Source organism: Streptomyces sp. NPDC021356 (assembly GCF_040641015.1).
Lineage (GTDB): Bacteria > Actinomycetota > Actinomycetes > Streptomycetales > Streptomycetaceae > Streptomyces.
This window is the reverse complement of record NZ_JBFACU010000016.1, coordinates 27,009-42,913: the sequence shown is the minus strand read 5'-3', so window position 1 is coordinate 42,913 and position 15,905 is coordinate 27,009. Positions and strand designations below refer to the sequence as shown.

Genomic DNA, 15,905 nt, shown 5'->3' with positions numbered 1-15,905 from the left:
TTCAGTCTTCTCTCGGTCTCGATGTGGGTAGCGACTACCAGCGGTAGTGCGCGAAGGCCTTGTTGGACTCGGCCATCTTGTGCGTGTCCTCGCGCTTCTTCACAGCGGCACCGAGGCCGTTGGAGGCGTCGAGGAGCTCGTTGAGCAGACGCTCGGTCATGGTCTTCTCGCGACGGGCGCGGGAGTAACCGACCAGCCAGCGCAGCGCGAGCGTGTTGGCGCGACCGGGCTTGACCTCGATCGGGACCTGGTACGTCGCACCACCGACACGGCGGGACTTGACCTCGAGGGTCGGCTTGATGTTCTCCAGCGCGCGCTTCAGCGTGATGATCGGGTCGTTGCCCGTCTTCTCACGCAGACCCTCCATGGCGCCGTAGACGATGCGCTCGGCGGTGGAGCGCTTGCCGTTGAGCAGCACCTTGTTGATCAGCGACGTGACCAGAGGAGAACCGTAGACCGGGTCGATGATGACCGGGCGCTTCGGGGCGGGGCCCTTACGAGGCATTCTTACTTCTCCTTCTTGGCGCCGTAACGGCTGCGGGCCTGCTTGCGGTTCTTGACACCCTGGGTGTCGAGCGAACCGCGGATGATCTTGTAGCGAACACCCGGCAGGTCCTTCACACGGCCGCCGCGCACGAGCACGATGGAGTGCTCCTGCAGGTTGTGTCCCTCACCCGGAATGTAAGCGGTGACCTCGATGCCGCTGGTCAGACGCACACGCGCGACCTTACGCAGGGCCGAGTTCGGCTTCTTCGGGGTGGTCGTGAACACACGCGTGCAGACGCCACGGCGCTGGGGCGAACCCTCGAGTGCCGGCGTCTTGTTCTTCTCGACCTTGTCCTGCCGGCCCTTCCGGACCAGCTGCTGGATCGTAGGCACTACTTCTCCGGTTTCTGTGTGCCGATGGGTACAGCTAACCTGGAACGTCGCCGACCCACGCGGTCGGGTGTGTCGAATCCCGCGGATCTCCGCCGCAAGGCAGAGACAAGCGCAGATCGCGGTGGCCTATGACGGCTCCCTGGCGGTTGTAGGCACGCACGAGAGCCAGGGCACACCCCAGGCACAAGGTCTGAGCGTACCTATCGCATTCGCTGCGGTCAAAACAAATGGGCGGGACGGCCGCCCGCGCCCGTTCCGTACCACTTTCGGCCACTTCCCGCATGCGGTGCGTCACGGGCGCGGCGGCGCCTTTCCCCGCCGCGCCGGGGCGGGCCGCACCGGAGCGGCCGGCCTCGGCAGCCGTGGTCCGCCGCTGGTCCGGCGGGACCTGCACGGCCTTCAGTACGTCCGCGGGCCCCCGCCGGATGGCCGGAAGCCCCACCGGCGTGCGCGGGGCGTGTGCGGCCCGCCAGGCGTCACAGCGGCCCGCACCAGCCCCTTTCAGAGCGTCCCCCATACGCGCCGAAGGGCGGCCACCCCGCCGGGATGGCCACCCTTCACGCTGCTGCTCGCTTACTGGTTGTACGGACCGTAGTCGTAGTCCTCCAGCGGAACGGCCTGGCCGGAGCCCGTGCCGAACGGCGAGTAGTCGATGTCGTCGTAGCCGACGGCCGAGTACATCGCGGCCTTGGCCTCCTCGGTCGGCTCGACCCGGATGTTGCGGTAGCGGGACAGACCCGTACCGGCCGGGATGAGCTTACCGATGATGACGTTCTCCTTGAGGCCGATGAGGCTGTCGGACTTGGCGTTGATCGCCGCGTCCGTCAGGACTCGGGTCGTCTCCTGGAAGGAGGCGGCCGACAGCCAGGATTCCGTCGCCAGCGAGGCCTTGGTGATACCCATGAGCTGCGGACGACCGGAGGCCGGGTGACCGCCCTCCTGGACCACACGACGGTTCTCGTGCTCGAACTTCGAGCGCTCGACCAGCTCGCCGGGCAGCAGCTCGGCGTCGCCGGACTCGATGATCGTCACGCGGCGGAGCATCTGCCGGATGATGATCTCGATGTGCTTGTCGTGGATCGACACACCCTGCGAGTTGTAGACCTTCTGGACCTCGCCGACCAGGTGGACCTGGACGGCACGCTGACCCAGGATGCGCAGCACGTCGTGCGGGTTGGTGGCACCCACGGTGAGCTTCTGGCCCACCTCGACGTGGTCGCCCTCGCCGACCAGCAGACGGGCACGCTTCGAGATCGGGTACGCCGTCTCGTCGCTGCCGTCGTCCGGGGTGACGACGATCTTCTTGGTCTTCTCGGTCTCCTCGATCCGGATGCGGCCGGAGGCCTCGGAGATCGGGGCGACACCCTTCGGCGTACGGGCCTCGAAGAGCTCGACGACACGGGGCAGACCCTGGGTGATGTCGTCACCGGCCACACCACCGGTGTGGAAGGTACGCATCGTCAGCTGGGTACCGGGCTCACCGATGGACTGGGCGGCGATGATGCCGACCGCCTCACCGATGTCGACCAGCTTGCCGGTGGCGAGCGAACGGCCGTAGCACATCGCGCACGTGCCGACGGCGGACTCGCAGGTCAGGACCGAGCGGGTCTTGACCTCCTCGACGCCGTGCTTGACCAGCTCGTCGATGAGCACGTCACCGAGGTCGGTACCGGCCGGGGCCAGCACCTTGCCGTCGACGACGATGTCCTCGGCGAGGCAGCGCGCGTACACGGACGTCTCGACGTCCTCCGCCTTGCGCAGCACGCCGTCGGCGCCGCGCTCCGCGATGTGCAGCTTGAGGCCGCGCTCGGTGCCGCAGTCCTCCTCGCGGATGATGACGTCCTGCGAGACGTCCACCAGACGACGGGTGAGGTAACCCGAGTCGGCGGTACGCAGGGCGGTGTCCGCCAGACCCTTACGGGCACCGTGCGTGGAGATGAAGTACTCCAGCACGGACAGACCCTCACGGAACGACGCCTTGATCGGACGCGGGATCGTCTCGTTCTTCGCGTTCGACACCAGACCACGCATACCGGCGATCTGACGCATCTGCATCATGTTGCCTCGTGCACCCGAGTTCACCATCATGAAGATCGGGTTGGTCTTCGGGAAGTTGTCGTTCATCGCCTCGGCGACCTCGTTGGTCGCCTGGGTCCAGATCTGGATGAGCTCCTGCGTGCGCTCTTCCTTGGTGATCAGACCGCGCTCGTACTGCTTCTGGACCTTCTCGTCCTTGGCCTCGTACCCGGCGACGATCTCCTTCTTCGCGTCGGGGACGACGACGTCGGAGATGGCGACGGTGACGCCGGAACGGGTGGCCCAGAAGAAGCCGGACGCCTTCAGGTTGTCGAGCGTCGCCGCCACGATGACCTTCGGGTAGCGCTCGGCGAGGTCGTTGACGATCTCGGAGAGCTGCTTCTTGCCGACCTCGTAGTCGACGAACGGGTAGTCCTCGGGCAGCAGCTCGTTGAAGAGCGCGCGGCCCAGCGTCGTCTGGAGGCGGAAGGTGTCACCCTGCTGCCACTCCGGCTCGCCCTCCTCGCGCGCCGGCGGGGTCCAGCCGCGCGGCGGGATGGTGCCCACCGGGAAGCGGATGTCCACCTTCGACTGCAGCGACAGCTCGCCGGCGTCGAACGCCATGATCGCCTCGGCCGCGGAGCCGAAGGACCGGCCCTCGCCCTTGACGTTGCGCATCTCGCCGTCGGTGGTGAGGAAGAACAGACCGAGGACCATGTCCTGGGTCGGCATCGTCACCGGACGGCCGTCGGCGGGCTTGAGGATGTTGTTCGAGGACAGCATCAGGATGCGGGCCTCGGCCTGCGCCTCCGCGGACAGCGGCAGGTGCACGGCCATCTGGTCACCGTCGAAGTCCGCGTTGAACGCGGTGCACACGAGCGGGTGGATCTGGATGGCCTTGCCCTCGACCAGCTGCGGCTCGAAGGCCTGGATGCCGAGGCGGTGCAGCGTGGGCGCACGGTTCAGCAGGACCGGGTGCTCCGCGATGACCTCTTCGAGGACGTCGTACACGACGGTGCGGCCGCGCTCGACCATGCGCTTGGCGCTCTTGATGTTCTGCGCGTGGTTCAGGTCGACCAGGCGCTTCATCACGAACGGCTTGAACAGCTCCAGCGCCATGGCCTTCGGCAGACCGCACTGGTGCAGCTTGAGCTGCGGGCCGACGACGATGACGGAACGCGCCGAGTAGTCGACTCGCTTGCCGAGCAGGTTCTGACGGAAGCGGCCCTGCTTGCCCTTGAGCATGTCGGACAGCGACTTCAGCGGACGGTTGCCGGGGCCCGTGACCGGACGGCCGCGGCGGCCGTTGTCGAAGAGCGCGTCGACGGCCTCCTGGAGCATGCGCTTCTCGTTGTTCACGATGATCTCGGGCGCGCCGAGGTCGAGAAGCCGCTTCAGGCGGTTGTTGCGGTTGATGACACGGCGGTACAGGTCGTTCAGGTCGGAGGTCGCGAAGCGGCCACCGTCCAGCTGCACCATCGGACGCAGGTCCGGCGGGATGACCGGGACGCAGTCCAGGACCATGCCCTTGGGGCTGTTGGAGGTCTGCAGGAACGCGGAGACGACCTTCAGCCGCTTCAGGGCGCGGGTCTTCTTCTGGCCCTTGCCGGTGCGGATGATCTCGCGGAGCTTCTCGGCCTCCTCGTCGAGGTCGAAGGACTCCAGGCGCTTCTGCAGCGCCGCGGCACCCATCGAACCGTCGAAGTAGGTGCCGAAGCGGTCGCGCAGCTCGCGGTAGAGCAGCTCGTCGCCCTCCAGGTCCTGGACCTTGAGGTTCTTGAACCGGGTCCACACCTCGTCGAGACGGTCGATCTCGCGCTGCGCGCGGTCGCGCAGCTGCTTCATCTCACGCTCGGCACCCTCGCGCACCTTGCGGCGCACGTCGGCCTTGGCGCCCTCGGCCTCCAGCTCGGCCAGGTCGGTCTCGAGCTTCTTGGCGCGGGCCTCCAGGTCGGCGTCGCGGCGCTGCTCGACCTGCTGGCGCTCGACGGAGACGTGGGCCTCCAGCGAGGGCAGGTCGCGGGTGCGGCGCTCCTCGTCGACGTACGTGATCATGTACGCCGCGAAGTAGATGACCTTCTCCAGGTCCTTCGGGGCGAGGTCGAGCAGGTAGCCCAGGCGCGACGGGACGCCCTTGAAGTACCAGATGTGGGTGACGGGGGCGGCCAGCTCGATGTGGCCCATCCGCTCACGGCGCACCTTGGCACGCGTGACCTCGACGCCACAGCGCTCGCAGATGATGCCCTTGAAGCGGACGCGCTTGTACTTGCCGCAGTAGCACTCCCAGTCCCGGGTGGGGCCGAAGATCTTCTCGCAGAAGAGCCCGTCCTTTTCCGGCTTGAGGGTGCGGTAGTTGATGGTCTCGGGCTTCTTGACCTCGCCGTGGCTCCACTGACGGATGTCGTCAGCGGTGGCCAGACCGATCCGGAGCTCATCGAAGAAGTTGACGTCGAGCACTATGCGTCAATCCCTCTCAGGGTTGTAAGTCTGTGGTCTGAAACGGGGGCCTGGGGGTCGGCGGGGGCCTCACTCATCGGCGAGGCCCCTGCCGGACTCCCGTCAGACCTCTTCGACGCTGCTCGGCTCGCGCCGGGACAGGTCGATGCCGAGCTCCTCCGCTGCGCGGAAGACGTCCTCGTCGGTGTCACGCATCTCGATGGACATGCCGTCCGAGGACAGCACCTCCACGTTGAGGCACAGGGACTGCATCTCCTTGATGAGCACCTTGAAGGACTCGGGGATGCCGGGCTCAGGGATGTTCTCGCCCTTGACGATGGCCTCGTAGACCTTCACGCGGCCGGTGACGTCGTCGGACTTGATGGTCAGCAGCTCCTGGAGAGCGTACGCGGCGCCGTAAGCCTCCAGCGCCCACACCTCCATCTCACCGAAGCGCTGGCCACCGAACTGGGCCTTACCACCCAGCGGCTGCTGGGTGATCATCGAGTACGGACCGGTCGAGCGGGCGTGCAGCTTGTCGTCGACCAGGTGGTGCAGCTTCAGGATGTACATGTAGCCGACCGAGATCGGGTCCGGGAACGGCTCACCGCTGCGGCCGTCGAACAGCCGCGCCTTGCCGGTCGGAAGCACCATGCGCTCGCCGTCCCGGTTCGGGATGGTGTGCTGCAGCAGACCCGCCAGCTCGTCCTCGCGGGCACCGTCGAAGACGGGGGTCGCGACGTTGGTGCCGGGGTCGACCTGGTCGGCGCCGATCACCTGGAGGCGCTGCGCCCACTCCTCCGCGAGGCCGGAGACGTCCCAGCCGCGGCTGGCGAGCCAGCCGAGGTGGATCTCCAGGACCTGTCCCGGGTTCATTCGGGACGGGACACCCAGCGGGTTGAGGATGATGTCGACCGGGGTGCCGTCCTCAAGGAACGGCATGTCCTCGATCGGGTTGATCTTGGAGATGACGCCCTTGTTGCCGTGCCGGCCGGCGAGCTTGTCACCGTCGGTGATCTTGCGCTTCTGCGCGACGTACACGCGCACCAGCTGGTTCACACCGGGGGGAAGCTCGTCGCCCTCCTCGCGGTCGAAGACACGCACACCGATGACCTTGCCGGTCTCGCCGTGCGGCACCTTCAGCGAGGTGTCGCGGACCTCACGGGCCTTCTCGCCGAAGATCGCGCGCAGCAGGCGCTCCTCCGGGGTCAGCTCGGTCTCGCCCTTGGGCGTGACCTTGCCGACCAGGATGTCGCCGGCGATGACCTCGGCGCCGATGCGGATGATGCCGCGCTCGTCGAGGTCGGCGAGGACCTCCTCGGAGACGTTCGGGATGTCCCGGGTGATCTCCTCGGGGCCGAGCTTGGTGTCACGGGCGTCGACCTCGTGCTCCTCGATGTGGATCGAGGAGAGGACGTCGTCCTGCACGAGGCGCTGCGACAGGATGATCGCGTCCTCGTAGTTGTGACCCTCCCACGGCATGAACGCGACCAGCAGGTTCTTGCCGAGCGCCATCTCGCCGTTCTCGGTGGCCGGGCCGTCGGCGAGGACCTGGCCCTCGATGACGCGGTCACCCTCGTTGACGATGACCTTCTGGTTGACCGAGGTGCCCTGGTTGGAGCGGGCGAACTTGTGCAGGCGGTACGTGATGTACGTGCCGTCGTCGTTGGCGGTGGTGATGTAGTCGGCGGAGACCTCCTGGACCACACCGGCCTTCTCGGCCTTGACCACGTCGCCGGCGTCGACCGCGGAGCGGTACTCCATGCCGGTGCCGACGAGCGGGGCCTCGCTCTTGATGAGCGGAACGGCCTGGCGCATCATGTTCGCGCCCATGAGGGCGCGGTTGGCGTCGTCGTGCTCGAGGAACGGGATCATGGCGGTCGCGACCGACACCATCTGGCGCGGCGAGACGTCCATGTAGTCGACGTCCTCGGGGCTGACGTAGTCGACCTCGCCGCCGCGGCGGCGCACCAGGACGCGCGCCTCGGCGAACCGCAGGTCGTCGCCGAGCGTGGCGTTGGCCTGCGCGATGACGAAGCGGTCCTCCTCGTCGGCGGTCAGGTAGTCGACCTCGTCGGTGACCTGGCCGTCGACGACCTTGCGGTACGGGGTCTCGACGAAACCGAACGCGTTGACCCGGCCGTAGGAGGCGAGCGAGCCGATCAGACCGATGTTCGGGCCTTCGGGCGTCTCGATCGGGCACATGCGGCCGTAGTGCGACGGGTGCACGTCACGGACCTCGAAGCCGGCCCGCTCACGGGAGAGACCACCGGGGCCGAGCGCCGACAGGCGGCGCTTGTGGGTGAGCCCCGACAGCGGGTTGTTCTGGTCCATGAACTGCGACAGCTGGCTGGTGCCGAAGAACTCCTTGATGGAGGCGACGACCGGCCGGATGTTGATCAGGGTCTGCGGCGTGATCGCCTCGACGTCCTGGGTCGTCATGCGCTCGCGCACGACGCGCTCCATACGGGCGAGACCCGTACGGACCTGGTTCTGGATCAGCTCGCCGACGCTGCGCAGACGGCGGTTGCCGAAGTGGTCGATGTCGTCGGTCTCGACGACGATCGTGCCGCCGTTGTCCCCGGCGGTCTCGGTCTCACCGGCGTGCAGCTTCACCAGGTACTTGATCGTCGAGATGATGTCCTCGACGGTCAGGATGCCCGCGTCCAGCGGAGCGTCCGCACCCAGCTTCTTGTTGACCTTGTAGCGGCCGACCTTGGCGAGGTCGTAGCGCTTGGGGTTGAAGTAGAGGTTCTCGAGCAGCGTCTGCGCGGCCTCGCGCGTCGGGGGCTCGCCCGGACGCAGCTTGCGGTAGATGTCGAGCAGCGCGTCGTCCTGGCCCTGGGTGTGATCCTTCTCCAGGGTGGCGCGCATCGACTCGTACTCGCCGAACTCCTCGAGGATCTGCTCGTTGGTCCAGCCGAGCGCCTTCAGCAGTACGGTGACCGACTGCTTGCGCTTGCGGTCGATGCGGACACCGACCATGTCGCGCTTGTCGATCTCCATCTCCAGCCAGGCACCCCGGGACGGGATGATCTTGGCGGAGAAGATGTCCTTGTCGGACGTCTTGTCGATGTTCGAGTCGAAGTAGACGCCGGGCGAGCGGACCAGCTGCGAGACGACGACACGCTCGGTGCCGTTGATGACGAAGGTGCCCTTGTTCGTCATGAGCGGGAAGTCGCCCATGAAGACCGTCTGGGACTTGATCTCGCCGGTCTCGTTGTTGGTGAACTCGGCCGTGACGAAGAGCGGGGCGGCGTACGTGAAGTCGCGCTCCTTGCACTCGTCGATGCTGTTCTTCGGGGGCTCGAAGCGGTGGTCGCGGAACGTCAGCGACATCGACCCGGAGAAGTCCTCGATCGGGGAGATCTCCTCGAAGATCTCCTCCAGACCGGACTTGGTGGGGACGTCCTGACCGGACTCCAGAGCCGCCTCGACGCGAGCCTTCCACGCGTCGTTGCCGAGCAGCCAGTCGAAGCTCTCGGTTTGCAGCGCGAGAAGGTTCGGAACCTCGAGGGGCTCCTTGATCTTTGCAAAGGAGATGCGCAGCGGGGCGGTGCTGGCAGCATTGTTCGTATTCGCGGTCGAGGCATTGCGCGAGGCGGCCAAGAGGGGGTCCTTCCGAGGGCTCGGACTCACTACGCGCGTACCGGCCCCTCTTCCGCGCACCGGGACAGACGCTTCTGAAATGACCAAGAGGCCAGGTCAGGTGCGGTCCGGTCGTCGATGCTCGGGCGAGGGCATGCCCCTGGTGACGGGCAGGGGACAGCTAACAGGCAGCGCAAAGGGTCAGTGTAGCCACTTGGCCCACTGATGTCCAGTGCCGGTTCTCCGGAACCCTCGTTGTCGTCACCGCCTACGGCCTGCCACCCTCAACGCACGTTGATACTGCCCTCTTCGCCGTCGATCCATGCCTCGGATTCGGATCGTTGTGACGACGCGTCCTGAGAATTGCGCGCTGCGTGCGGTTCGTCAAGGCCCCCTATACCCGAACCGGATGCTGCCATCGTCACTCGCGGCCAGTCTCCGGGGGCCTCTCGAGGCCGAACGAAGATCACCATACCCCTCCCCGTCACGGGTGCAAGGCCGCCACAGCCACCCCCCGGGAACGCCGAAGAGCGACCACCCGGATGGATGATCGCTCTTCGGTGCGTTCGCGTTACAGCCCGATCAGGCTGCGCTCAGCGCGCAGGAGAGTCCGCAGGGAACTCGTCGGGTCACTTGACCTCGACGGAGGCGCCGGCGCCCTCGAGGGACTCCTTGGCCTTGTCCGCGGCCTCCTTGTTGACCTTCTCCAGGACCGGCTTCGGCGCACCGTCGACCAGGTCCTTGGCCTCCTTCAGGCCGAGGGAGGTCAGCTCGCGCACGACCTTGATGACCTGGATCTTCTTGTCGCCGGCACCGGTGAGGACGACGTCGAACTCGTCCTTCTCCTCGACGGCCTCGGCGGCGCCACCAGCGGCACCACCGGCGACGACGACCGGCGCGGCAGCGGCGGCGGTGACGTCGAACTTCTCCTCGAAGGCCTTCACGAACTCGGAGAGCTCGATGAGGGTCATCTCCTCGAACTGGGCGAGGAGGTCTTCCTGGGTGAGCTTCGCCATGATGGGCGATCCTTCCACTGATTCGGCAGGTGCCGGATGTACTGGGTGTGGCGGGCGTACGTCGGCCCGCTGCGACCCGTGCCGCCTAGACGGCCAGGGTCAGAAAGCGAGCCGAGTTACTCGGCACCGCCCTGCTCGTCCCGCTTGGCACGAAGAGCGTCCACGGTGCGGACGAGCTTCGAGGGAAGCGCCTGGAAGAGCGAAGCAGCCTGGGACTGCTTGCCCTTGAAGGCACCCGCCAGCTTGGAGAGCAGAACCTCGCGGGACTCGAGGTCCGCAAGCTTCTTGATCTCGTCGGCGGACAGCGCCTTGCCGTCAAGGACACCGCCCTTGATGACGAGATTCGGGTTGTCCTTGGCGAAGTCACGGAGACCCTTCGCCGACTCCACCGGGTCACCGGTGACGAAGGCGACAGCCGTCGGACCGTTGAACAGGTCGTCCAGCGTGGTGATCCCGGCCTCGTTGGCCGCAATCTTGGTCAGCGTGTTCTTCACCACGGCGTACTGGGCGTTCTCACCGAGCGAACGGCGCAGCGTCTTGAGCTGCGCCACGGTGAGACCGCGGTACTCGGTCAGCACGGCAGCGCTGGAGTTGCGGAACTGCTCCGTCAACTCCGCCACTGCGGCAGCCTTGTCGGGCCTCGCCATAGAGCCTCGGCCTCCTTCCGGGTGATTCTGACCGCGCGGACCCGAAGGAGGACTGGGGAAAACGAAACGCCCCGGCGCAGGCGCTCGGGGCGGACTCGACCGACCGCACGCATACCTCGGCATGCGCACTCCGGGAGTACTTCCACAGTCACCTGCGCGGGTCGTCCGCAGTTTCAGCGGATCCTTCGGCCACCGCACCCTCATGAGAGAGCACGGCAACGACCAGCGGTCTTTGGCTTCTGTAGGAGAGTACGGGAACGGGCCGCCGCGGAGCAAATCCGCCCCGGCGGCGGCACGCGCTCAGCCCTGGCCGCCGCCCTTCATCATCTCGGCCAGGTCGGCGACCTGGCCGGCCGGCGGGGCGGTGACCTTCACGGGCTTGTTCGTGTCCAGGAAGGTGATGGTCATGTCCAGCGGGCCCTTGGTGGCGTCGCCGCGCATGCGGAACTGCTTGGTGTGGTCCTGGCCGTCGATCCAGGCGTCCATGGTGACCTTGTCGACGCCCATCTGCTTGTACTGCTGCAGGCTCTTCTCACGGGTCTTGGCGGCCTCCGGGCTCTCGCCCTTCTGGGGCTTGCCGAGATCGGAGAGGGCGACGGTGCCCGCGTAGTGCGTGGTGGCGACGCCGTCCACGGTCTCGGAGCCGACCTTGTGCAGGTCCTTGGCCCCGGTGAGGAAGGTGGACTCGGTCGCCGGGTTCTGGTCGGCCTGGGCGGCGCCGCTGCCCAGCTGGTCCATCTGCTTGCCCGCACCCGTCGAGGACAGGTCGAACTTCAGCCAGCTCTTGCCGCCCATCTCCTTGGCCGCCTCGGCACCGCCGTCGAGGTACATGACCTTGTCGACGAGACGGATCTCCACGGAGCCGGCGGAGGCCTGGTCGGGCAGCGTCATCTTCATGTCCATGGCCACCGTGGGCTTCATCTGCATCTGCGCCTCCGCCTTGACGCGGCCCTGCTCGGGGACCTGGCCGGTCATGCGGTAGTGCAGGGAGGTGATCGCCTGCGAGTTCTTGGCCGCCTTGGCGACGGCCGCCGCCGGCGTGAGCCTCGGCGACTCGGCGGCGGACCCGCCCTTCCCCGCGTCCTTCGAGTCCCCTCCCGAACAGCCCACCGCGCCCGCGGCGAGGAGCAGTGCGGCCACGGAGGCCGTCAGGGCCCTGCGCCCGGTGAGGGCGCGCGCGGGCGTGCGGGGCGCGGCGGGCGTACGTACAGAGGTGTCCATGGTTCCCCCCAGGGAGCAGACGGTTCTCATACAGCTGGGACGTGAGCCTATCCGAGCCGTGATCTGGTGGTCTTGGGTGTTTCTTGACCCGGATCGGGCGTTGCCGGACTCAGGACGTGCCGGCGCCGGCGCCCTGGGACGCCATCAGCTCCTTGAAGTCCGCCGTGTCGCTCTTCGGCGGCGCGGCGACCGAGACCTTCACTCCGTAGTCGCGGTAGGTGGCGGTGCTGGTCATGGCGCCGTTCGCCGTGTCGGCCGTCTCGACCTTCTTGACCAGCAGGTTCTGGTCGTCGACCCAGAGGTCGACGGTGTCCGTGGTGATGCCGGACCTGCTCAGCTGCCGCTTCATGTCGGCGAGCTGGGCGGCGGTGAGGCTGTGGCTGCTGCGGGCGGCGATGTCCGCCACCTTCACGGTGCCGTGGTAGTGCGTGGTGTGCTCGCCCGCGATCCGCTCCTCGCCGGCCTTCTTCACGTCGCCGGAGGCCAGGAGCAGTTTCACGGACTGGTTCGGCGTGTTGTTCTGCATCTGGTCCTTGAGGTACGCGCCGGAGCCGCCGCCGAGTTTGGCGAGGTCCTCGTAGCCGTACCGCAGCCAGTGCTTGCCACCGCCCGCCTGCTCGGCGAACTTGTCGCCCATCCGGGCGTAGTAGGCGTCGGGCAGGTAGCGGGCCTGCATCGACGAGGTCCCCGTGGCGCGCATCGTGTCGGCCACGGTGCCGCCGGTGTAGGTGAGCGTGAGCGCACCGGACAGGCCGTGGGCCCAGGTGAGGGTGCCGCTCCCCTTCATCGACATCAGCGTGCCCATGCTGACCGTCATGTCGACACGGGCGGAGTCCGCCTTGTCGGTGGAGGCGGCGGCGGTGCGCAGGGCCGTCAGCGGGCTGACGTGCGTGACGCCGCCCTGTCCTGCCCGCGAGGCCGCCTTCCCGTCCTTGCCCGAACCCCCAAAGCCGCTGCCCGAGCCGCAGGCGGCCACGCCCGCCAGCGCGGCCGTCACCGCGATCGCGAGCGTCGTACGGCGCACGGTCGTGCTCTTCATTCGTCCCCACCCCTATGCGGTTGCTGTGCCCGGCACGCTAGCGCAGGCCACCGACAGCCGTCCGGACGGGCGGACGGTTCGGGCCGCGCGGACCGGACCGTTCACCGGGCCCGGACCAGTGCGGGGACCCGGGAAAAGGGACGAGCCCCGCACCTCGGAAGGTTGCGGGGCTCGTCGCCGACCTGTGCGAGCCGAAGGGCTCAGACCGCGGCCGGGTCCTCCTCGACGAGGAGGTTGCGGGTGCGGTTCGGGTCGAGCTGGATGCCGGGGCCGATCGTGGTGCTGATGGCGGCCTTCTTGATGTAGCGGCCCTTGGCGGCGGACGGCTTCAGACGGAGGATCTCCTCCAGCGCGGCGCCGTAGTTCTCCACCAGCTTCGTGTCGTCGAACGACGTCTTGCCGATGATGAAGTGCAGGTTCGAGTGCTTGTCGACGCGGAACTCGATCTTGCCGCCCTTGATCTCGGTCACAGCCTTGGCGGTGTCCGGGGTCACGGTGCCGGTCTTCGGGTTCGGCATCAGACCACGCGGGCCGAGGACGCGGCCGAGGCGGCCGACCTTGCCCATGAGGTCCGGGGTGGCGACGACGGCGTCGAAGTCCAGACGGCCCTTCGCCACCTCGTCGATCAGTTCGTCGGCGCCGACGATGTCGGCGCCCGCGGCACGCGCGGCCTCGGCACGGTCACCGGTCGCGAAGACCAGGACCCGGGCGGTCTTGCCGGTGCCGTGCGGGAGGTTCACGGTGCCACGGACCATCTGGTCGGCCTTGCGCGGGTCGACACCCAGGCGGAAGGCGACCTCGACGGTGCCGTCGAACTTGGACGTGGAGGTCTCCTTGGCGAGACGGACGGCCTCGAGCGGGGCGTACAGCTTCTCCCGGTCGACCTTGGCGTCCGCAGCGCGGAGAGCCTTGCTGCGCTTGCTCACAACTGCTCCTGTGGGTTCTGAAAGGAGTCGTGGTACGGGCCGAGCAGGCCCTGCCACGGTTCTACGAGGATGTGACGGAGGCTGGGGTTCAGCCCTCGACCGTGATGCCCATGGAGCGGGCGGTGCCGGCGATGATCTTCGACGCGGCGTCCAGGTCGTTGGCGTTGAGGTCGGGCAGCTTGGTCTGGGCGATCTCGCGGACCTGCGCCTCAGTGATCTTGGCGACCTTGGTCTTGTGCGGCTCGCCGGAGCCCTTCTCCACGCCCGCGGCCTTGAGGATCATCTTGGCGGCCGGCGGAGTCTTGGTGATGAAGGTGAAGGAACGGTCCTCGTAGACCGTGATCTCCACCGGGATGACCCAGCCGCGCTGCGACTCGGTCGCGGCGTTGTAGGCCTTGCAGAACTCCATGATGTTGACGCCGTGCTGGCCCAGCGCCGGGCCGACCGGCGGGGCCGGGTTCGCCGCACCGGCGTTGATCTGGAGCTTGATGAGCCCCGTGACCTTCTTCTTCTTGGGAGGCATAGCTCTCCGGGTCCTTTCGGTTCGGGTCCTGCCCGCGCTCGGGGACCACCCGGACGCAGGCATACCGCACAACGATAACGGGTATAGATGCGCGGCTGAAAACCGAGCAGGTCAGGCGGTCGCCGAGCGCTCGCCTGACCTGCGCGGAAGCAGTTCGCCCAGAAAGAACTAGTTCTTCTGGATCTGGTCGAAGCTCAGCTCGACCGGGGTCTCGCGACCGAAGATCTCGACCAGGCCCTTGACCTTCTTCGAGTCCGGGTTGATCTCGTTGATCGTCGCCTGGAGCGTCGCGAAGGGGCCGTCGGTGACGGTGACCGAGTCGCCGACCTCGAAGTCCAGCACCTGGACCTCGACCTTGCGCTGCGGGGCCGGCTTGCCCTCGGCCTCGGCGGCCTCGCGGGCGGCCTTCTCCTCGGCCTCCGGGGCGAGCATCTTCACGATCTCGTCCAGGGACAGCGGGTAGGGGTCGTAGGCGTTGCCGACGAAGCCGGTGACGCCCGGCGTGTTGCGGACGACGCCCCAGGACTCGTTCGTCAGGTCCATGCGGACGAGCACGTAACCGGGCAGCTTGTTCTGCCGGACGGTCTTGCGCTCGCCGTTCTTGATCTGGACGATCTCTTCCTCGGGGACCTCGGCCTGGTAGATGAAGTCCTCGACGTTCAGCGAGACGGCGCGCTGCTCCAGGTTGGCCTTCACGCGCTTCTCGTAGCCCGCGTAGGTGTGGATCACGTACCACTCGCCGGGGAGCGTGCGCAGTTCCTCGCGCAGCTTGGTGACCGGGTCGACGTCGGGCTCTTCCTCGACGGCCTCGGTCCCGGCGGCCTCGACGTCCTCACCCTCGGCGGCCTCGTCCTCGGACTCCTCGGAGTCTTCGGCGGCCTCGCCGTCCTCGTCCTCGACGTGGACGGCGGCCTCCTCGGCCGGCTCGCCCGCGGCGGCGTCGGCAGCCTCGGCCTCGTCCGCCTCGTCCGCACCCTCGACGATGTCGAGCTCGTCATCCACGGACTCGGTCGGCTCGATGGCGTCGTTCAGGTTCGGGTCAGACACGGTGGCTGCTTCTTCCTGGATACATAGGGGTGGAACATGCGAAAAGGGGCGCCGGTAACCACGGCGCCCTTCGCTCTTGGCTCAGCCGAAGACGTACTTGGCCGCGTGGTTGAGCCCATAGTCAATCACGGTCACCAGGCCGATCATGACGGCCACGAAGACAATCACCACGGTGGTGTACGTCGTCAGCTGGTTGCGTGAGGGCCAGACGACCTTGCGGAGCTCGGCTACGATCTGCCGGTAGAAGAGGGCAAGGCGCTTCAGCGGGCCCTTCTTGGCACGCTTGCCGCCCTTGCGCGGCTTCTTCTGGGACTCCGCCACCTCGTCCTGGGCATCAGGCGTGTCGATGGAGCCCACGGCGTCCGTCATGCGTCCTCACCTGATTCCGGGTCGTGGCCGTGCCGCGCCCGGTCGAGCCGCACGGCGGTGCATTGCTGTACGTACATGCGCACACATCCTGGCGAAGGTGTGTGTAGCAGGGCCGGAGGGACTTGAACCCCCAACCGCTGGTTTTGGAGACCAGTGCTCTACCAATTGAGCTACGACCCTTTGTGTGTCCCCCAACGT

At 67.3% G+C, this 15,905-nt stretch carries 12 protein-coding genes and 1 tRNA gene; all 13 read right to left on the bottom strand.

Annotation, left to right across the window (positions count from 1 at the left end):
- Positions 1 to 34: 34 nt before the first annotated feature.
- Entirely contained in the window at positions 35 to 505 is a 471-nt protein-coding gene (gene rpsG, locus AB0G56_RS22375; protein WP_003992340.1) for a 30S ribosomal protein S7, read from the bottom strand.
- 2 nt (positions 506 to 507) lie between these two features.
- Positions 508 to 879, bottom strand: a complete 372-nt coding sequence (gene rpsL / locus AB0G56_RS22370) for a 30S ribosomal protein S12 (RefSeq protein WP_003948652.1) — start codon at positions 877 to 879, stop codon at positions 508 to 510.
- A gap of 573 nt (positions 880 to 1,452) precedes the next feature.
- The gene (locus AB0G56_RS22365; protein ID WP_360971973.1) at positions 1,453 to 5,352 is read right to left on the bottom strand and encodes a DNA-directed RNA polymerase subunit beta'; all 3,900 of its coding nucleotides are present in this window, start codon (positions 5,350 to 5,352) and stop codon (positions 1,453 to 1,455) included.
- Positions 5,353 to 5,454: 102 nt separating this feature from the next.
- Positions 5,455 to 8,940, bottom strand: a complete 3,486-nt coding sequence (rpoB, locus tag AB0G56_RS22360) for a DNA-directed RNA polymerase subunit beta (RefSeq protein ID WP_360971971.1) — start codon at positions 8,938 to 8,940, stop codon at positions 5,455 to 5,457.
- A 608-nt stretch (positions 8,941 to 9,548) separates the two neighbouring features.
- Positions 9,549 to 9,935: a 50S ribosomal protein L7/L12 gene (gene rplL, locus AB0G56_RS22355; protein WP_360971969.1), complete on the bottom strand. Its 387-nt coding sequence runs from the start codon at positions 9,933 to 9,935 to the stop codon at positions 9,549 to 9,551.
- A 116-nt stretch (positions 9,936 to 10,051) separates the two neighbouring features.
- Complete coding sequence (gene rplJ / locus AB0G56_RS22350; RefSeq protein ID WP_360971967.1) at positions 10,052 to 10,582, bottom strand: 50S ribosomal protein L10; 531 nt, start codon at positions 10,580 to 10,582, stop codon at positions 10,052 to 10,054.
- 300 nt (positions 10,583 to 10,882) lie between these two features.
- Positions 10,883 to 11,803, bottom strand: coding sequence for a DUF1396 domain-containing protein (locus AB0G56_RS22345; RefSeq protein WP_360971965.1), 921 nt, complete (start codon positions 11,801 to 11,803; stop codon positions 10,883 to 10,885).
- Positions 11,804 to 11,912: 109 nt separating this feature from the next.
- A complete protein-coding gene (locus tag AB0G56_RS22340) occupies positions 11,913 to 12,842 on the bottom strand; it encodes a hypothetical protein (RefSeq protein ID WP_360971963.1) in 930 nt (309 codons plus the stop codon).
- Between the two features lie 200 nt (positions 12,843 to 13,042).
- Positions 13,043 to 13,768, bottom strand: coding sequence for a 50S ribosomal protein L1 (gene rplA, locus AB0G56_RS22335; RefSeq protein ID WP_360971961.1), 726 nt, complete (start codon positions 13,766 to 13,768; stop codon positions 13,043 to 13,045).
- Positions 13,769 to 13,856: 88 nt separating this feature from the next.
- Entirely contained in the window at positions 13,857 to 14,291 is a 435-nt protein-coding gene (gene rplK / locus AB0G56_RS22330; protein ID WP_055515278.1) for a 50S ribosomal protein L11, read from the bottom strand.
- A gap of 168 nt (positions 14,292 to 14,459) precedes the next feature.
- The gene (gene nusG, locus AB0G56_RS22325) at positions 14,460 to 15,338 is read right to left on the bottom strand and encodes a transcription termination/antitermination protein NusG (protein ID WP_360971959.1); all 879 of its coding nucleotides are present in this window, start codon (positions 15,336 to 15,338) and stop codon (positions 14,460 to 14,462) included.
- A gap of 81 nt (positions 15,339 to 15,419) precedes the next feature.
- On the bottom strand, positions 15,420 to 15,707 hold the full coding sequence (gene secE / locus AB0G56_RS22320) for a preprotein translocase subunit SecE (RefSeq protein ID WP_360971957.1): 288 nt from the start codon (positions 15,705 to 15,707) through the stop codon (positions 15,420 to 15,422).
- Between the two features lie 107 nt (positions 15,708 to 15,814).
- Positions 15,815 to 15,887: transfer RNA gene (locus AB0G56_RS22315), tRNA-Trp, on the bottom strand.
- Between the last annotated feature and the right edge of the window lie 18 nt (positions 15,888 to 15,905).